This is a genomic window from Streptomyces sp. NPDC057694, assembly GCF_042799415.1.
Taxonomy (GTDB): domain Bacteria; phylum Actinomycetota; class Actinomycetes; order Streptomycetales; family Streptomycetaceae; genus Streptomyces.
The window spans coordinates 175,045-191,856 of sequence record NZ_JBHVIX010000009.1; the positions used below are offsets into that span (position 1 = coordinate 175,045).

At 72.6% G+C, this 16,812-nt stretch carries 17 protein-coding genes; 8 read left to right on the forward strand and 9 right to left on the reverse strand.

The genetic code is table 11. The features are described 5' to 3' along the window. The first annotated feature begins 185 nt into the window (after positions 1-185). The gene (locus ACFVDP_RS21525; protein WP_383491756.1) at positions 186-437 is read left to right on the forward strand and encodes a hypothetical protein; all 252 of its coding nucleotides are present in this window, start codon (positions 186-188) and stop codon (positions 435-437) included. A gap of 112 nt (positions 438-549) precedes the next feature. On the opposite strand, the gene ACFVDP_RS21530 is transcribed toward ACFVDP_RS21525, so the two are convergent. Together ACFVDP_RS21530 and ACFVDP_RS21535 are read right to left on the reverse strand one after the other, a co-directional pair. Further along, complete coding sequence (locus ACFVDP_RS21530; protein WP_383491758.1) at positions 550-873, reverse strand: hypothetical protein; 324 nt, start codon at positions 871-873, stop codon at positions 550-552. 76 nt (positions 874-949) lie between these two features. Then, positions 950-1,657 carry a hypothetical protein gene (locus tag ACFVDP_RS21535; protein WP_383491760.1) on the reverse strand — a complete coding sequence of 236 codons (708 nt, stop codon included), beginning with the start codon at positions 1,655-1,657 and terminating at the stop codon, positions 950-952. 223 nt (positions 1,658-1,880) lie between these two features. Here ACFVDP_RS21535 and ACFVDP_RS21540 point away from each other — a divergent pair, with 223 nt between their 5' ends. Further along, the gene (locus ACFVDP_RS21540) at positions 1,881-2,789 is read left to right on the forward strand and encodes a HipA family kinase (protein WP_383491762.1); all 909 of its coding nucleotides are present in this window, start codon (positions 1,881-1,883) and stop codon (positions 2,787-2,789) included. A 151-nt stretch (positions 2,790-2,940) separates the two neighbouring features. Here ACFVDP_RS21540 and aceB read toward each other — a convergent pair whose 3' ends face one another. Further along, positions 2,941-4,563 carry a malate synthase A gene (gene aceB, locus ACFVDP_RS21545; protein WP_383491764.1) on the reverse strand — a complete coding sequence of 541 codons (1,623 nt, stop codon included), beginning with the start codon at positions 4,561-4,563 and terminating at the stop codon, positions 2,941-2,943. 201 nt (positions 4,564-4,764) lie between these two features. Further along, complete coding sequence (locus ACFVDP_RS21550; protein WP_383491765.1) at positions 4,765-5,367, reverse strand: NTP transferase domain-containing protein; 603 nt, start codon at positions 5,365-5,367, stop codon at positions 4,765-4,767. Between the two features lie 220 nt (positions 5,368-5,587). On the opposite strand from ACFVDP_RS21550, the gene ACFVDP_RS21555 reads away from it, so the two are divergent. Continuing rightward, complete coding sequence (locus ACFVDP_RS21555; RefSeq protein WP_383491767.1) at positions 5,588-5,896, forward strand: DUF5955 family protein; 309 nt, start codon at positions 5,588-5,590, stop codon at positions 5,894-5,896. A 25-nt stretch (positions 5,897-5,921) separates the two neighbouring features. On the opposite strand, the gene ACFVDP_RS21560 is transcribed toward ACFVDP_RS21555, so the two are convergent. The 3 genes from ACFVDP_RS21560 to ACFVDP_RS21570 all read right to left on the reverse strand — a co-directional run bounded on the left by ACFVDP_RS21560 (position 5,922) and on the right by ACFVDP_RS21570 (position 9,310). Next, a complete protein-coding gene (locus ACFVDP_RS21560) occupies positions 5,922-7,391 on the reverse strand; it encodes a PLP-dependent aminotransferase family protein (protein WP_383491768.1) in 1,470 nt (489 codons plus the stop codon). A 105-nt stretch (positions 7,392-7,496) separates the two neighbouring features. Beyond that, positions 7,497-8,123, reverse strand: coding sequence for a response regulator (locus ACFVDP_RS21565; protein ID WP_383491770.1), 627 nt, complete (start codon positions 8,121-8,123; stop codon positions 7,497-7,499). After that, positions 8,120-9,310 (reverse strand): sensor histidine kinase, encoded by a 1,191-nt coding sequence (locus ACFVDP_RS21570; RefSeq protein WP_383491772.1) that lies wholly within the window; start codon positions 9,308-9,310, stop codon positions 8,120-8,122. Before ACFVDP_RS21570 ends, ACFVDP_RS21565 begins: the two co-directional genes overlap by 4 nt. Positions 9,311-9,446: 136 nt before the next feature. Between ACFVDP_RS21570 and ACFVDP_RS21575 the strand changes: the two genes are divergently transcribed. Together ACFVDP_RS21575 and ACFVDP_RS21580 are read left to right on the forward strand one after the other, a co-directional pair. Next, complete coding sequence (locus ACFVDP_RS21575; RefSeq protein ID WP_383491773.1) at positions 9,447-10,508, forward strand: ABC transporter permease; 1,062 nt, start codon at positions 9,447-9,449, stop codon at positions 10,506-10,508. Next, positions 10,505-11,197, forward strand: a complete 693-nt coding sequence (locus ACFVDP_RS21580; protein WP_383491775.1) for an ABC transporter ATP-binding protein — start codon at positions 10,505-10,507, stop codon at positions 11,195-11,197. Before ACFVDP_RS21575 ends, ACFVDP_RS21580 begins: the two co-directional genes overlap by 4 nt. A gap of 128 nt (positions 11,198-11,325) precedes the next feature. On the opposite strand, the gene ACFVDP_RS21585 is transcribed toward ACFVDP_RS21580, so the two are convergent. Beyond that, positions 11,326-12,123 (reverse strand): IclR family transcriptional regulator, encoded by a 798-nt coding sequence (locus tag ACFVDP_RS21585; protein WP_383491777.1) that lies wholly within the window; start codon positions 12,121-12,123, stop codon positions 11,326-11,328. 196 nt (positions 12,124-12,319) lie between these two features. On the opposite strand from ACFVDP_RS21585, the gene allB reads away from it, so the two are divergent. Beyond that, positions 12,320-13,684: an allantoinase AllB gene (allB, locus tag ACFVDP_RS21590; protein ID WP_383491779.1), complete on the forward strand. Its 1,365-nt coding sequence runs from the start codon at positions 12,320-12,322 to the stop codon at positions 13,682-13,684. 3 nt (positions 13,685-13,687) lie between these two features. Continuing rightward, complete coding sequence (alc, locus tag ACFVDP_RS21595) at positions 13,688-14,812, forward strand: allantoicase (RefSeq protein ID WP_383491781.1); 1,125 nt, start codon at positions 13,688-13,690, stop codon at positions 14,810-14,812. Positions 14,813-14,942: 130 nt separating this feature from the next. Here alc and ACFVDP_RS21600 read toward each other — a convergent pair whose 3' ends face one another. Further along, the gene (locus ACFVDP_RS21600) at positions 14,943-15,674 is read right to left on the reverse strand and encodes an SDR family oxidoreductase (protein ID WP_383491783.1); all 732 of its coding nucleotides are present in this window, start codon (positions 15,672-15,674) and stop codon (positions 14,943-14,945) included. Positions 15,675-15,870: 196 nt separating this feature from the next. On the opposite strand from ACFVDP_RS21600, the gene ACFVDP_RS21605 reads away from it, so the two are divergent. Further along, positions 15,871-16,776 (forward strand): DMT family transporter, encoded by a 906-nt coding sequence (locus ACFVDP_RS21605; RefSeq protein WP_383491785.1) that lies wholly within the window; start codon positions 15,871-15,873, stop codon positions 16,774-16,776. Positions 16,777-16,812 lie beyond the last annotated feature (36 nt).

The following is a 16,812-nucleotide window of genomic DNA, read 5'->3' on the forward strand; positions in this document are numbered from 1 at the left end:
TCTGTGCAGCTCAGCGGCCATATCGAGACTGCTGCCCCGCCATAGTCATCACGGTGTGTGACGGCTGCGGATGCGGAGGGTCCGGATAGGCGGCAAGGTCGATTTCGGCGGACGGTGGCCGACTCCGCCGCCCCGGCTCGTGCCGGGGCTTCTCAGGCCGGCGAACCCTGAAAGGACCGCATCAGATGCGCAGCATTGCCAAGTACGTCGCTGTCGGTGCTCTCGTGACCCCCCTGGTCATCGGCAGCGCGAGCTTCGCTTCCGCCGACGACGGCCCCGCCTACAAGATGACGCAGAACTCCGCGAACACCAGCGGCGGCAAGTCGACGAAGACGGTCAGCGGCTTCACCCCGGACGGGAAGGCCTACTTCCTGACCTCGACGAAGCAGGCCGGCCCCACGGGTGCCACCGGCAACTCGACGGGCTCGCACTCCTGACGCGGTCCAACCGTGCTGCCCGGCCGCTGATCTGAGCCGGACGGCCCACCGTGTGCCCCGCGCCTTCGAGGCGCGGGGCACACGTGTGTTCAGGGCGCTGCTCGGGGCCGGGTCAGGAGTGCGAGCGGGTGGTCGACCAGCGCAGGCCGCCGGGCTCGCCGAGGTGCAGCAGCGTCTGCTCGAAGTAGGCCGTGCCGTCCGTCTCGAAGCCCGACGCCGTGCCGCTGTAGGAGAACCCCTCGCCGGTGAAGTCGACCGTCTCGTTGCCGTACGACGGCCCGCCCTCCGACGTTGCGGTGGCCGCCGGGCCGGGGTGGGGGGACGTGGTCGCCGCTCCGGCCGTGGGGGCGGCCAGGAGGAGGAGGCCGCTCGCGCCGAGGGCCAGGGTCAGTGCGGTCGTCAGTCGGGCGGAGGATGAGCGGGGTCGCGTCAGCATGCTTCGACACTGCCTCGCGCGCGGTCGGAGCGGGCGGCGGCGCGCCGAGCGGCCGCCGCCTCGACTCCGGCGGCGGTCACCGAAGTGGTGACGGGGTCGCGCTCGGGGCGGCGGCCGGGGAGACGGAAGGGCCGGCCGGCGCGGCGGGTGTGGCATCACCCGGACTCGGGGAGGGGCTGACGGAGCTGTCCGGAGTGCCGGACGGGCTGGGAGCGGGCGTCGACGGCGTTGCCGCCACCGGCGTGACAGCCGGAGTCGCAGCCGCAGTCGGCGTCGGCGTCGCGCTCGCCGTCGCGGTCGGAGTCGGCGTCGGCGCGGGATCGGTGTCCGGGTCGGGACCGCCGATGCTGGTGGTGGCCGATCCCGGCGCGAACAGGGCGTTGCCGTCGAACGTGACCGTGGCCGAGGTCGTCGCGCGAGCCTTGACATGGAAGGTGCAGGTGAACCGCCCCTGCCGGGTTGTCACCGTGTTGCACTGCTGCGAGGCGCCCTTGCCGCTGCTGATCTGCACCGACACCGCCAGCCGGGCGAGCGGATAGGTGAGGGTGTCGCCCTCCACGAGCCGCCCGCTGACCTGAAGCGTCGCGCTCGGTCCGACGGTGATCTCCTGCGCGCTCAGCTCGGTGATGACGGAGGCCGTCCGGGTGGAGACGGCATCGGTGCGCGGCGGCACCGTCTGCGTCGCGGCGGGCGGCTGCGGGCCGGCCCAGGCGACTGCGGGCACCGCACACAGGACAAGGGGAACAGCCGCCGCGAGCAGCAGCTGTCTGCGGACATGGTTCACTCGGCACTCCTCGACTGACCGGATAATCCTCTTCAGGGCTTATGCCACTTACGTGTCGACGGGTAACGGTCGACCCGGCACGGCTGCGCGCACACGTCCTGCCGCTGCTCCGGACGGGTGACGGAGGCCGCTCATGACGCGAGCCTCGGGCGCTCCTCGCGGATGATCACCCGTGGTTACCATGGTGAGGACTGCGGCGTTGACGAGACAGGTGGCCCGGGACATGTTGAGAGAGGTCACAGCGACCCGCTACGTCACCCCGCTGCACGCCGGCGGCTCGGTTCCCGGTGTCGTCGAGGCCGATGATCTGGGCACGTACGTCCTGAAGTTCACCGGCTCCGCGCAGGGCGTCAAGGCGCTGGTCGCCGAGGTCGTCGTCGGGGAGCTGGCCCGTCGCCTCGGGCTGCGCTTTCCCGAGCTGGTTCTCGCCCACTTCGACCCGGCCGTCGCCGCCGACGAACCGCACCAGGAGGTCCAGGACCTGCTGCACGCGAGTGCCGGGCTCAACCTCGGCATGGACTATCTGTCGGGCGCGGCCGACTTCACGCCCGACGTCGCCGCGGTGTTTCCCGTCGACCCGCTCGAAGCGGGCCGGATCGTCTGGCTCGACGCGTTCACCGTGAACGTCGACCGCACCGTTCACAGTTCGAACCTGATGGTCTGGCCGACCTTCGGCATCGTCCCGCCGAAGCTGTGGCTCATCGACCACGGGGCCGCCCTCGTCTTCCACCACCGCTGGGAGGGGGCCGCGCCCGAGCGGGCCTACGACTTCAGGCACCACGCGCTGGGCGGCTACGGCCCCGACACCCGCGCCGCCGACGCCGAGCTTTGTCCGAAGGTGACGGAGGGGTTGTTGCGCGAGGTGCTGGCGCTGGTGCCGGATGCCTGGCTCACGTCCGACTTCGCGTCGCCGGGGGAGGCGCGGGACGCGTACGTGGCGTATTTGCTGGCCCGCGCCCGCAGCTCGGCTTCCTGGCTCCCGACGGACTTTCCCAGCCGGGACGAGCTGGCCGCGGTGGATGCGCGGCGGGCTGCTGCCATGGAGCGTGGGCGGCCGGCGTGGTTGAAGCGGGTGCCCGATCTGCACGGCAAGCCCGGCGCTGAGCAGGACTGGTCCGTTCACCTCGGGTGAGCGGGGGGTTGTTCGTCGTCTGCGGGACGGTGGCCGCTTCTCGCGCAGTTCCCCGCGCCCCTGAAGGCTGCGGCTTCGCCGCATGCCTTCATCGATGGAGGTGGCGCACGAAGTGTGCACTTCCAGGGGCGCGGGGAACTGCGCGGCCGGGTCAGCCCAGCTGCTCGTACGCCGGAAGGGTCAGGAAGTCGGCGTAGTCGGCGTCCAGGGAGACCTGGAGGAGCAGGTCGTGGGCCTGCTGCCACTTGCCGGCCGCGAAGGCCTCCTCGCCGATCTCGGCCTTGATGGCGGCCAGTTCTTCGGCGGCGACCTTGCGGGCCAGATCGGCCGTGACCGTCTGACCGTTGTCGAAGACGACACCCGCGTTGATCCACTGCCAGATCTGCGAGCGCGAGATCTCGGCGGTGGCCGCGTCCTCCATGAGGTTGAAGATCGCGACGGCGCCGAGCCCGCGCAGCCAGGCCTCGATGTAGCGGATGCCGACCTGGACGGCGTTGACCAGACCGTCGTAGGTGGGCTTGGCGTCGAGGGAGTCGATGGCGATGAGGTCGCCGGCGGCCACCGAGACGTCCTCGCGCAGGCGGTCCTTCTGGTTCGGGTTCGCGCCGAGGACCTTGTCGAAGGACTCCATCGCGATCGGGACGAGGTCCGGGTGCGCGACCCAGGAGCCGTCGAAGCCGTCGCCGGCCTCGCGGTCCTTGTCGGCGCGGACCTTTTCGAACGCCACCTTGTTGACCTCTGCGTCCTTGCGGGACGGGATGAAGGCCGCCATGCCGCCGATCGCGTGCGCGCCGCGCTTGTGGCACGTACGGACGAGGAGTTCGGTGTACGCCCGCATGAAGGGGGCCGTCATCGTCACCAGGTTGCGGTCCGGCAGGACGAACTTCTGGCCGCCGTCACGGAAGTTCTTGACGATGGAGAAGAGGTAGTCCCAGCGGCCCGCGTTCAGGCCGGAGGCGTGGTCGCGCAGCTCGTAGAGGATCTCCTCCATCTCGTACGCGGCCGTGATCGTCTCGATGAGGACGGTGGCGCGGACGGTGCCCTGCGGGATGCCGACGTAGTCCTGCGCGAAGACGAAGATCTCGTTCCAGAGGCGCGCCTCCAGGTACGACTCCGTCTTCGGGAGGTAGAAGTACGGGCCCTTGCCGAGCTCGATCAGGCGCTTGGCGTTGTGGAAGAAGTAGAGGCCGAAGTCGACCAGGGCGCCCGGGACGGCCTTGCCGTCGGCGTCCACCAGGTGGCGCTCGTTCAGGTGCCAGCCGCGCGGGCGCATGACGACCGTCGCCAGCTCGTCGGCGCCCTTGAGGGCGTACGACTTGCCGGTGCGCTCGTCGGTGAAGTCGATCGAGCGGTTGTAGGCGGCGGTCAGATTGAGCTGGCCGCCGATCACGTTCTCCCAGGTCGGGGCCGAGGCGTCCTCGAAGTCGGCGAGCCAGACCTTGGCGCCCGAGTTCAGCGCGTTGATCGTCATCTTGCGGTCGGTGGGGCCGGTGATCTCGACCCGGCGGTCGTTCAGCGCGGCCGGGGCCTCGGCGACCTTCCAGGTGTCGTCCTCGCGGATCGACGCGGTCTCCGGGCGGAAGTCGAGCGTGGAGGTGCGGGCGATCTCGGCGCGGCGCTCGGCACGGCGGGCGAGGAGCTCGTCACGCCGGGGCGTGAACAGCCGGTGCAGCTCGGCCACGAAGGCGAGGGCCGCATCGGTGAGCACCTCGTCCTGCCGGGGCAGGGGCGCGGCGTCGACGATGGCCAGCGGGGACGGCGCTGGTGCGGACATGAACTGTCACTTCCTTCAGCGAGCGGCGGCGTCGGCTGCGGCACGGGGTGCCGAGGACACCTGGGTACGGCTGCTGGCCCCTGTGTAGGGGACCGGCCCTTCTGATCAGTGGATACTAGTTTCCTCATCGTGGAAGTTCAATGGTTTGTTGATGTCGAGATTCTCTGAGTCGACAGACCGTGGCGCTGAGTGCCATCCCCTTCACCGAAGGTGCCGGAGGTCGGCCTCCGTGTCGATGTCGTACGCCTCGGCGATGTCCCCGCACTCCACGAGTTCCACCGCCGCCGCGTGCTCCTTGAGATAGGCGCGTGCCCCGCGGTCGCCGCTCGCACTCGCGGCGATCCCGGCCCAGTGGTCACGGCCGAAGAGCACCGGGTGCCCGCGCTCCCCGTCGTACGCGGCCGCCACCAGGGACGCGGGCGAGTGCAGCGCCTCCCGGACCCGGGCCACCGCGGCCGCCCCGATGCCCGGCTGGTCGACGAGCAGGACGAGCGCCGCCACCGCGTCCGTCGCGGCGAGCGAGTCGAGACCGGCCCGCAGCGACGAACCCATGCCGTCCGCCCACCCGGGGTTCTCCACGACCACGCACCCGTTGAGCGCGGCCCGCTCCCGTACGTCGCCGGCCGCCGCCCCGAGTACCACGTGCAGCGGCCCGCATCCCCCCGCGCGCAGGATTCCCGCCGCGTGCTCCACCAGAGGGCGGCCGTGATGGGGCAGCAGGGCCTTCGGGCGCCCGCCGAGCCGCCGCCCGCCTCCGGCGGCGAGCAGCAGCCCCGCGACCGCGCCTGTCTCTGTCGTCGTCATGGTCCCTGCATACCGCACGCGGGCGCTCCCGGCGGCTCGGGCCCGCGGTGCGGCACGGCCTGCGCGAATGAAGTTGCTCTACGCAACGGACTGGCGCGGACGGGCCCGTGTGGCGTTAACTGGGCGGCCTCAAAACCGAGTTGTGCGACTGACCACCGTGCGGCGCGGGACAGTGGGGGACGCACGACGACGTGCGAGGGGGAGTGCTGTGTTGCGGAGCATGGAGCAGAGGGTTGTGACGGGCACCGACGAGGATCCGCGAGTGGCGGGGCTGCGGACCGCCGTGTCCCGGCTGCGTCGTGAACTCGCCGCCCATCCGGTCGAGTTCGCCGACCGGGGGATCGCCGAGGACGAACTGGCGGCCCTCGACGCGATGGCGGGCGGCGGGCGGCCCGAGGTGCCGCGGCTGCGCCGGTCGCTGCTGCTGGTCGCGGGGGCGGTCGGCTCGGTGAGCGCGCTGTCCGGGGCGCTGTCCCAAGTGCGCGGCGCCGTCGAGCTGTTCGGCACCGCACCTCCGTCGCGGAACTGAGCCGGCCGGCGGGGCCGCCGCCGGGTCAGGCCACCCAGTGCGGCCGCCCCGGCTCGTCGCCCGCCCCGCCGAGCCCGCCGTCGACCGCCGCCGCGATCCGGCGCACCGCCTCGTCCAGGACGTCCACCGGCTGGGTGTAGGGGACGCGCAGCCGGTGCTCGAACGTCCCGGGGTCCGCGCCGAACCGTGACCCGCCCTCGATCCGCACCCCGCGCCGCAGCGCGGCCCGGGACAGCGCGGAGGCGACCGGGCGGCCCAGGTCGACCCAGAGCGACATCCCGCCGGGCGGCAACGCCCAGCGCCACGAGGGGAATTCACGGGCCAGCGCGGCCGCCAGCCGGTCGCGCTGCGCGCGCAGGACCGGGATCCGATGGCGCAGCACCTCGGCCTCGCGATCGAGGAGCCGCCCCGCCACCAGCTGGTCCAGGACCGACCCCGACATGTCGGCGGTCACCCGCAGCGCGGTCAGCTCGGTGATCAGCCGGGTGCCCGCGCGCACCCAGCCCACCCGCAGCCCGCTCCAGTGCCCCTTGCTCAACGAGCCGACGGTGACGATCTGTTCACCACCGCCCGCCCCGGCCAGCGAGGCGAACGGCGGCGGTGTCGGGGTGTCGAGCGCGATGTCCGCGACCGTCTCGTCGACGACCAGCCAGGTGCCGGTCGCCCGCGCCGCCGCGATCAGCTGCTGCCGTTGTCCGGCCGGCATCAGGCGGCCGGTCGGATTCTGGAAGTCCGGGATGAGGTACGCGAGCCGGGGCGCCGCCTGCCGCAGCGTCGCGCCGAACAGTTCGGCGTCCCACCCGTCCTCGGTCACCGGCACGGGCGCGGTCCGCAGGCCCAGGCGCCGGACCACGGACAGCGCGTTGGCGTACGACGGGTTCTCCACCGCGATCCGGTCGCCGGGCCGGCCCAGCAGGGTGAGCGTGAGGGAGACGGCCTGCTGGGCGCCGGTCGTCACCAGGATCTGGTCCGGCAGCGTCGGCAGTCCGCGCCGCGTGTACCGCTCGGCGATCTTGGCCCGCAGCTCCGGCAGGCCGAACGGATGGTAGCCCGGGGTCGTCGCGTGCCGGGCCACGTCCGGCGCCGCCTCGGCGTACGCGGAGGTCAGCTCCTCGGTCACCGCGCCCGGCGCCGCGATCGCCAGGTCGATCACGCCGTCCCCGGCGGCCGGGGTGGCGACGCTGGTCGGCCGGGCGCCGTCCGGCAGCTCCGTCCAGGTCCCCGAGCCGCGCCTGCTGTGCGCGTACCCGCTCTCCCGCAGCAGGTCGTACGCGGCCGTGACGGTGGCCCGGCTGACCCCGAGCGCCGTGGCGAACTCGCGCTCCGCGGGCAGCCGCGTGCGCAGCGGGATCCGCCCGTCGAGCAGCAGCGTCCGCACGCCCTGCGCGAGCGCCCGGTAGCCGGGGCGCCGCCCGGCCGTGGTCCCGGTCACCAGCTCGGCGAGCCGCCGGCTGCCGAGACCGTCCATGCTGCGGACCACTGCTCCACCCGCCATGCCACATCTCCGATATCGGCCCTGCTGTCCAGGCCAATCAGCGTACAGACCTGGAGGTGGCCGAGGAGAAGTGGCCTGGGGAGCCCCTGGCAGTTCTTCGCGCCCCTAGCGGGGCCTGACCAGGCCCCTTTTGATGGCGGCGGCCACCGCCGAGGTCCGCGAATCCACGCCCAGCTTGGCGTACACGTGGACCAGGTGGGACTTCACCGTGGCCTGGCTCAGGAACAGCTGACGGGCGATCTCGGCGTTCGACAACCCGTCCCGCACCAGCTGCAACACCTCCAGCTCCCGCTTGCTGAGCGATTCCGCAGGCGCCCGCATCCGGTCCATCAGGCGGAGCGCGACGGCCGGGGCCAGCGCGGAGCGCCCTGCGGCGGCGGTCCGTACGGCCGCCGCCAGTTCCTCCGGCGGGGCGTCCTTGAGCAGGTAACCGGAGGCCCCGGCCTCCACCGCCGCGAGGATGTCGGCATCCGTGTCGTACGTCGTGAGCACCAGCACGCGCGGCCCGCCGTCGGCCGCCGCGATCAGCGCCGTCGCGTCCGCGCCGTGCATCCCGGCCCCGAACTGAAGGTCCATCAGCACCACGTCGACCCGCTCGGAAGCGGCCAGCTCCACCGCCCGCTCGGCGGACGCCGCCTCCGCGACGATCTCGAAGTCGGGCTCCGCGTCGAGGACGGCCCGCAGCCCGGCCCGTACGACGGGATGGTCGTCGGCGAGCAGCAGCCGGATCACGCGGAGCCCCCGGCGGGCAGCGGCAGCGTGACGGCGACGGCCGTCCCCTGGCCGGGCGCCGACTCGACGGTGAACGTGCCGCCGAGCGCCCGCACCCGCGCCCGCATCGCGGGCAGCCCGAACCCGCCGCCGTCGCCGCCGTCACCCGCGACAACCCGCTCCGCGTCGAATCCGTCGCCGTCGTCCACCACGTCGAGCGCCACCGAGGTCTCCATGAAGCTGAGGGTGATCTCCGCGCGACGCGCGTGCGCGTGCCGCACCGTGTTGCCGAGCGCCGACTGGGCGATCCGCAGCAGTGCCACCTCGTACGGGGTGGGGAGCGCGAGCGGGGTGCCGCTCGTCGTGAAGCGGGCGCTGACGCCGGGGGCGGTCGCGCAGAGCCGTTCCAGCGCTCCGGCCAGCGAGCCGTTGTCGAGGTCGGGCGGGCTGAGCGCGCGCACGAAACGGCGGGCCTCGGCGAGATTGTCCTGGGCGGTCGCCCTGGCCTGCTCGATGTGGGCGGCGGCGGGGGAGCCGGCGGGCAGATCACGTCCCGCCGCGCGCAGCAGCAACTGGATCGAGGACAGGCCCTGGGCGAGGGTGTCGTGGATCTCGCGGGCGAGCCGTTCGCGTTCGGCGAGGGTGCCCGCGGCGCGCTCGGCGTCGGCGAGTTCGGCGCGGGTCGCGATCAGCTCCTCGATGAGCCGGCGCCTGGCCTCGCTCTCCCGGTACAGGGCCTGATAGCCCAGCACGGTCGCCACGGCGACGGCCGCGCCGATCAGCGGCCCTATGAACGCGCCCGCGTTGAGGGGCGCGCCATGACCGACGTACGAGGCGATGGCCGCGCCCGCCGCCACCGCCACGGCCGGCACGCCCCAGCGGGCGGGCAGCAGATGGACGAGGAGGAAGTAGAGGGGGAAGGCCAGCCACAGGCCGTCGGGGGAGAGGGCGAGCAGCACCGCCCACACGGCGCCGAGCACGGCCAGCCAGCACACGGCGCCCGCGCGCGTGGAGCGGACGGCCGGGATCAGCGGACCGGCCGCGTAGACCGCGCCCATCGCCGCGGCCGCCGTCACCACGGCCGTCGCCGGTTCGTCCGTCCGCCCGCTCAGGGCGCGTACGACGACGAGGGCGAGCAGCCCCGCGGTGAGCAGGTGCAGGCACAGGCGCAGCACGCGCAGGACGGGGGTGAGGGAACGTGGATCCATACCGTTGACCAGCGTACGGAGGCAATCCCTCGAAGCGGTCAACCGAAAGGTTGAAAGGGGACTGCGTCCTTCGATTCGGGTGAAGTGTGCTGTGGCGCGATGCCCGGGCGGGCCGCCGGGCCGCACTGTGGACGGCATGTTCGTCGCATGGAGAGATCTACGGTTCGCCCGGGGCAGGTTCGCCCTGATGGGCGCGGTGATCGTACTGATCACGCTGCTGGTGGGACTGCTGTCGGGGCTGACCGCCGGGCTCGCGCGGGACAACACGTCCGCGCTGACGGCACTGCCGGCCGACCACATCGCGTTCGCGCGGCCCGCCGACGGCCAGTCGGTGTCCTTCACCGGCTCGGCCGTCACCGAGAAGCAGTGGCGGGAGCTGGCCGGGCGGCCGGGCGTGCGCGGCGCCGAACCGATCGGCATCCGCACGCTCAACGCGGAGGCGGGCGGCCGGACCGTCGCCGTCTCCGCGTTCGGGGTGCGGCCGGACTCCGGTCTCGCGCCCGACGCCACGGCCCCCGGCACCGCCGTCCTGTCGCAGAAGGCCGCGCGGGAACTCGGGGTGCGCGCGGGCGGCACGGTCACGCTCGGCTCCGGGAAGCTCACCGTCTCCGCCGTCTCCGGCGACGCCTCGTACAGCCACACGCCCGTCGTCTGGGCCGACCTCGCCGACTGGCAGAAGCTCACCCGCTCCGGCGGCGCCACGGTCGTCGCCCTGTCCACCACGTCCGGCGCCGACCTCGCCGCCGCCGACCGGGCGGCCGGGACCGACACCACCACCGTCGACGGCGCTCTCGAAGCCATAGGGTCCTACCAGGCCGAGAACGGTTCGCTGCAACTGATGCGCGGCTTCCTCTTCGTCATCTCGGCGCTCGTCATCGGCGCGTTCTTCACCGTCTGGACCATTCAGCGCAGCGGCGACATCGCGGTGCTGAAGGCGCTGGGCTCGTCCACCGGCCATCTGCTGCGGGACGCGCTCGGGCAGGCCGTCGTCATGCTGGTCGGCGGCACCGCCCTCGGCACCGGGCTCGCCGCGCTCATCGGGGCGTTCGTGCCGGACAGCGTGCCGTTCGTGATGGAGCCGCTGACCACGATCGGGCCGGCCGTCGTGATGACCGTCCTCGGCGCCGTCGGCGCCGCCCTGTCCATCCGGCGGATCACCGCCGTCGACCCTCTCACCGCGCTCGGAAGTGCCCGATGACCCTGCTGCTCGACGACATCACGCTGACGTATCCGGACGGGGAGGGGCGGCTGACCGCGCTGGACCGGGTGAGCCTGGAGGTTCCGGCGGGCGGGCTCACGGCCGTCGTCGGGCCGTCGGGATCCGGCAAATCCAGCCTGCTCGCCGTCGCGGCGACGCTCGTCACCCCGGACAGCGGGCGCGTCCTCGTCGACGGCGCCGAGGCGACCGGGCTCGGCCGCGCGGCCGCCGCCGAGCTGCGGCGCGGGGCCATCGGGATCGTCTTCCAGCAGCCGAACCTGCTGCCGTCGCTCACCGCGATCGAGCAGCTTCAGGTGATGGCGCATCTGGGCGGGCGGCGCGGGCGCGATGTGCGGGGGCGGGCCGGGGAGCTGCTGGAGGCCGTGGGTCTGGCGGCGCAGTCCCACCGGCGGCCGCATCAGCTGTCCGGCGGGCAGCGGCAGCGGGTCAATATCGCGCGGGCCCTCATGAACGAGCCGAAGGTGCTGCTCGTCGACGAGCCGACCAGCGCGCTGGATCATGAACGGGGGGTCGTGGTGCTGGAGCTGATCGCCGGGCTCACCCGGGAGCGGGGGACCGCGACGGTGCTGGTCACTCATGACCGGGGCCATCTGGGCGTTGCCGACCGGGTCGTCGAGATGGTGGACGGACGGCTTTCCTCTGCCGAGGCGGGTCTCGTCGTCGACTGACGGCCGGTGGCGGGCTGGTCGCGCAGTTCCCCGCGCCCCTGAAGCGAGCGAAGCTCGCCCTTCAGGGGCGCGGGGAACTGCGCGACCAGCCACGACGAAAGCCGCACCCGGCAACGAGACCCGAACCCCTACGACGTGGTCCCGGAGCTGGCCAGTGCCGCCGACAGTTCTCGGGCCACCTGCTGCAGCACCGGCACGATCTTCTCGGTCGCGGCCTCGGTCACGCGCCCGGCAGGCCCCGAGATGGAGATGGCCGCGGCCGTGGGCGACTCGGGCACGGACACGGCGAGACACCGCACGCCGATCTCCTGCTCGTTGTCGTCGACGGCGTACCCGAGCCGCCGCACCTCCTCCAGCGCGTCCAGGAAACCGTCCGGCGTGGTGATCGTCTTCTCGGTCGCGGCGGGCATCCCGGTCCGCCCGAGCAGCGAGCGCACCTCGTCCGCCGGGGTGTACGCCAGCAGCGCCTTGCCCACCCCGGTCGAGTGCGGCAGCACCCGCCGCCCGACCTCGGTGAACATCCGCATGGAGTGCTTGGACGGCACCTGGGCGACGTACACGATCTCGTCACCGTCGAGCAGCGCCATGTTCGCCGTCTCGCCGGTCTCGTCCACCAGCCGGGCCAGATACGGCCGCGCCCACGTGCCGAGCAGCCGGGACGCCGACTCGCCGAGCCGGATCAGGCGCGGGCCGAGCGCGTACCGGCGGTTGGGCTGCTGACGTACGTAACCGCAGGCGACCAGCGTGCGCATCAGGCGGTGGATCGTCGGCAGCGGCAGACCGCTGCTCGCGGAGAGTTCGCTCAGGCCCACCTCGCCACCGGCGTCGGCCATCCGCTCCAAGAGGTCGAAGGCGCGCTCGAGGGACTGGACACCGCCGCTGGGTGCCTTGACGGTGTCGGTGGTGCTGGCGTCGGACGTCGGCACAGCGCGTTCCTTTCGAGGACAAGCAGGCGATGGTGCAGCCTACCGAGCGTTTCCCGACCGGTGATCTCTTGACCCCGAAGTTCGTGGGTAGCTACGTTCTGCCTACCGGAATCGTAATTTCACTTTGTGGAAACGTCTAGAGCCTTGACGGTTCCCGAAGGTGGAGTGAAAACTCCTTCAACAGAACGTTGAACTCATGTACGGGAGGTCCAGGGTGTCGGACGTCGAAGTCGAACTGGTGCTGCGCTCGACCCGCGTCATCACCCCCGAAGGTACGCGGCCCGCGTCGGTCGCCGTCGCCCAGGGGAAGATCGCCGCGGTGCTCGCGCACGACGCGGAGGTACCGGCGGGCGCCAGGGTCGAGGACTTCGGCGACGACGTGCTGCTGCCCGGCATCGTCGACACGCACGTCCACGTGAACGACCCGGGGCGCACCGAGTGGGAGGGCTTCTGGACCGCCACCCGCGCGGCCGCGGCCGGCGGCATCACGACGCTCGTCGACATGCCCCTCAACTCCCTGCCGCCGACCACGACGGTCGACAATCTCCGAACGAAGAAGGAGGTCGCGGCGAGCAAGGCGCACATCGACGTCGGTTTCTGGGGCGGCGCGCTGCCCGACAACGTCAAGGACCTGCGCCCGCTGCACGACGCCGGCGTCTTCGGCTTCAAGTGCTTCCTGTCGCCGTCGGGCGTGGACGAGTTCCCGCACCTGAACGGCGAGCAGCTCACCGCCTCCATGGCGGAGATCGCGGGCTTCGGCGGCCTCCTCATCGTGCACGCCGAGGACCCGCACGAGCTGGACGTCGCCCCGCACAACAGCGGCCCGAAGTACGACGACTACCTCGCCACCCGCCCCCGGGTCTCCGAGGACGTCGCCATCAAGGGCCTCATCGACACCGCGAAGCGGATCGGCGCCCGCATCCACATCCTGCACCTGTCGTCCTCCGACGCGCTGCCGCTGATCGCCGCCGCCAAGGCCGAGGGCGTCAAGGTCACCGTCGAGACCTGTCCGCACTACCTCACGCTCACCGCCGAGGAAGTCCCGGACGGCGCCAGCGAGTTCAAGTGCTGCCCGCCCATCCGCGAGGCCGCCAACCAGGACCTGCTGTGGCAGGCGCTCGCCGACGGCACCATCGACTGCATCGTCACCGACCACTCGCCGTCGACGGCCGACCTGAAGACCGACGACTTCGCCACCGCGTGGGGCGGCATCTCCGGGCTCCAGCTCAGCCTCTCCGCGATCTGGACGGCGGCCCGCGGGCGCGGTCACTCCCTGGAGGACGTGGTCCGCTGGATGTCCGAGCGGACGTCGGCCCTCGTGGGCCTCGACGACCGCAAGGGCGCCATCGCCGTCGGCCGCGACGCCGACTTCGCGGTCCTCGCCCCCGAGGAGACGTTCACCGTCGACCCGGCCGAACTCCAGCACCGCAACCGCGTCACCGCGTACGCGGGCAAGACCCTGCACGGCGTCGTGAAGTCGACCTGGCTGCGCGGCGAACGCATCGTCGCCGACGGCGAGTTCACCGCCCCGCAGGGCAAGCTCATCGAGAGGAACAAGTAGGCCATGTCCGCGACTTCTGGGATACCCAGCTTCACCGGTGACGCCAGCCCCTACGGCGGCGGCGACCCGTACGCCGACTACCGCACCGCGGACTTCCCCTTCACCCGGTACGTCGACCTCGCCGCGCGGGCGCTCGGCGCCGGAGTGATCGCCGCCAACGACGAGTTCTTCGCCCAGCGCGAGAACCTGCTCGTGCCCGGCCGCGCCGAGTTCGACCCCGAGCACTTCGGCCACAAGGGCAAGATCATGGACGGCTGGGAGACCCGCCGTCGCCGCGGCGCGGGCGCCGACCACCCGTGGCCCACCGCCGACGACCACGACTGGGCGCTCGTCCGGCTCGGCGCGCCCGGCGTGATCCGCGGCATCGTCGTCGACACCGCCCACTTCCGCGGCAACTACCCGCAGGCGGTCAGCGTCGAGGCCACGTCCGTCGCGGGCGCGCCCACCCCGGAGGAGCTGCTCGCCGACGACGTGAAGTGGACGACGCTCGTCCCGCGCACGGCGGTCGGCGGCCACGCGGCCAACGGCTTCGAGGTCGACGCCGAGCAGCGCTTCACGCACCTGCGCGTCAACCAGCACCCCGACGGCGGCATCGCCCGCCTGCGCGTGTACGGCGAGGTCGTGCCGGACCCGAAGTGGCTCGCCACGCTCGGCACGTTCGACGTCGTCGCCCTCGCGAACGGCGGCCGCGCCGAGGACGCCTCGAACCTCTTCTACTCGCCGGCCTCCAACACCATCCAGCCGGGCTACTCCCGCAAGATGGACGACGGCTGGGAGACCCGGCGCCGCCGCGACCAGGGCAACGACTGGATCCGCTACCAGCTCGCGGCCCAGTCCGAGATCCGCGCCCTGGAGATCGACACGGCGTATTTGAAGGGCAACAGCGCCGGCTGGGCCTCCGTCTCGGTGAAGGACGGCGAGAGCGGAGAGTGGACCGAGGTCCTGCCCCGCACCCGGCTCCAGCCCGACACCAACCACCGCTTCGTCCTCGACACCCCGGCGGTCGGCACCCACGCCCGGATCGACATCTACCCCGACGGCGGCATCTCCCGGCTGCGCCTGTTCGGCTCCCTGACCGAGCAGGGCACCGCCCAACTGACCGCACGGCACGCGGAGTCGGGCGCGTAACACGCGACACTCCGAGTTCCCCGCGCCCTGGACGAGCGAAGCTCGCCCCAGGGGCGCGGGGAACTGCGCGAGAAGCGGCCACAGCAGTCAGCCGAACGACGGCCCGCCCAACTCCTGCCCGGGACCGGGGCTACGCGGCGTGCCCGCCGTCCACCGCGAACTCGGCGCCCGTCACGTACGACGCCCCGTCGCCCGCCAGATAGGCGACGGCCGACGCCACCTCGTCCGCCGTGCCGTACCGGCCGAGCGCCGTCAGCCCCGCCTGGCCGGCCGCGTACGGTCCGTCCGCCGGGTTCATGTCGGTGTCCGTCGGGCCGGGGTGGACGATGTTCGCCGTGATCCCGCGCCCGCCCAACTCCCGTGCCAGCGCCTTCGTCAGGCCGGTCAGCGCCGACTTGCTCATCGCGTAGAGCGTGCCGCCGGGACCCGGGACGCGCTGCGTCATACAGGTCCCGATCGTGACGATCCGCCCGCCCTCGCCCATGAGCCGCGCCGCGGACTGCGCGGCGAGGAAGACCCCGCGCACGTTCACCGCGAGCACCTGGTCGACGGCGTCGAGCGACAGCCCCTCCAACGGGCCGAGCACCCCCAGGCCGACGTTGTTCACGAGCACGTCGATCCGGCCGAGCCCCGCCACGGTCCGCTCGACCGCGCCCGCCGCCTCACCCGGGTCCCCGGAGTCCGCCCGCAGCGCGAGCCCGCGCCGCCCCAGCGCCTCGATCCGGCGCACGACCTCCTCTGCGGCCTCCTTGCCCTGGACGTAGGTGACGGCCACGTCGAATCCGTCCCCGGCCAACCGGAGCGCCGTCGCCGCGCCGATCCCGCGCGAGCCGCCGGTCACCAGAGCCACCTTGCCGTTCATGTCCGCCTCCATAACGAGCTGTTGTCGTGTTCCGAGTACAGCCGCGTACGGAAGTGAAAGCTGGCGGCAAACGGACGCCGAGCCCCGGGCCCGACCTCTAGCCGAGGTGATCACGCGCTGGATACCGTGAGCGCTCCCTCGCGCGAGCCGCCGACGTCTCCGCACGGCCCCAGCCCTCCCGGAGACCGGAGACCCCTTGAGCAGCATCGCCCTGCCCGCGCCCCGCCCCCGCGCCTGGCACACCGACGTCCCCGTGCTCGCCGTCGCCGTCGTCTGGGGCGCCAGCTATCTCGCCGCCAAGGGCGTCACCACCCAGTCGACCGTGCTCGCCGTCCTCGTCCTGCGCTTCGGCATCGTGCTGCCGGTGCTCGCGGGCGCGGGCCTGCGGGGGCTGCGCGCGCTGAGCGCCGCCCAGTGGCGCGGGGCCGGGCTGCTCGGCCTGATCCTCAGCGGGATCTTCCTCCTGGAGACGTACGGGGTCGTGCACACCTCGGCGACCAACGCGGGTCTCATCATCAGCCTCACCATGATCTTCACGCCGCTCGCCGAGTCCGCGCTCACCAGGACCCGGCCGTCCCGTACGTTCCTGGCGGCGGCCGGCACCTCCGTCCTCGGCGTCGTGCTGCTCACCCAAGGGGGCGGTTTCACGACACCTTCGGCCGGCGATCTGCTGATGCTCCTGGCGGCCCTCGCCCGCACCGTGCACGTCCTCTGCATGGCCCGCATCCGTGCCGTGCAGGGCGCCGACGCGCTGCCCATGACGACGGTCCAACTCGGGACCGCCGTCGTCGTGTTCGCCCTGCTCTGCACGGCCCCCGGCACCGGCGCGGCCCCCTGGGACGCAGCGGCCGCCTTCCGGCCCGCCGACTGGGCCGGGCTGCTGTTCCTGTCCGTCTGCTGCACGCTGTTCGCGTTCTTCGTACAGATGTGGGCCGTACGCCGCACCTCGCCCTCCCGCGTGAGCCTGCTGCTCGGCACGGAACCCCTCTGGGCGGCCGCCGTCGGAATCGCCCTGGGCGGCGAGAAGTTGGGCGTTCTGGGCGTCGTCGGAGCGGCCCTCGTCCTGGCCGGAACCGGGTGGGGCCGCCGCTCCACAAGTTAACGGCCGGAAAACATGCGGCAGTTGGGATTGACGCGC

Excerpts from the sequence above, each read along its gene's own strand:
- ACFVDP_RS21525 (WP_383491756.1), top strand. The coding sequence starts at position 186 with ATGCGCAGCATTGCCAAGTACGTCGCTGTCGGTGCTCTCGTGACCCCC.
- ACFVDP_RS21530 (WP_383491758.1), bottom strand. The coding sequence starts at position 873 with ATGCTGACGCGACCCCGCTCATCCTCCGCCCGACTGACGACCGCACTG.
- ACFVDP_RS21540 (WP_383491762.1), top strand. The coding sequence starts at position 1,881 with ATGTTGAGAGAGGTCACAGCGACCCGCTACGTCACCCCGCTGCACGCC.
- aceB (WP_383491764.1), bottom strand. The coding sequence starts at position 4,563 with ATGTCCGCACCAGCGCCGTCCCCGCTGGCCATCGTCGACGCCGCGCCC.
- ACFVDP_RS21550 (WP_383491765.1), bottom strand. The coding sequence starts at position 5,367 with ATGACGACGACAGAGACAGGCGCGGTCGCGGGGCTGCTGCTCGCCGCC.
- ACFVDP_RS21555 (WP_383491767.1), top strand. The coding sequence starts at position 5,588 with ATGGAGCAGAGGGTTGTGACGGGCACCGACGAGGATCCGCGAGTGGCG.
- ACFVDP_RS21560 (WP_383491768.1), bottom strand. The coding sequence starts at position 7,391 with ATGGCGGGTGGAGCAGTGGTCCGCAGCATGGACGGTCTCGGCAGCCGG.
- ACFVDP_RS21570 (WP_383491772.1), bottom strand. The coding sequence starts at position 9,310 with ATGGATCCACGTTCCCTCACCCCCGTCCTGCGCGTGCTGCGCCTGTGC.
- ACFVDP_RS21575 (WP_383491773.1), top strand. The coding sequence starts at position 9,447 with ATGTTCGTCGCATGGAGAGATCTACGGTTCGCCCGGGGCAGGTTCGCC.
- ACFVDP_RS21580 (WP_383491775.1), top strand. The coding sequence starts at position 10,505 with ATGACCCTGCTGCTCGACGACATCACGCTGACGTATCCGGACGGGGAG.
- allB (WP_383491779.1), top strand. The coding sequence starts at position 12,320 with ATGTACGGGAGGTCCAGGGTGTCGGACGTCGAAGTCGAACTGGTGCTG.
- alc (WP_383491781.1), top strand. The coding sequence starts at position 13,688 with ATGTCCGCGACTTCTGGGATACCCAGCTTCACCGGTGACGCCAGCCCC.
- ACFVDP_RS21600 (WP_383491783.1), bottom strand. The coding sequence starts at position 15,674 with ATGAACGGCAAGGTGGCTCTGGTGACCGGCGGCTCGCGCGGGATCGGC.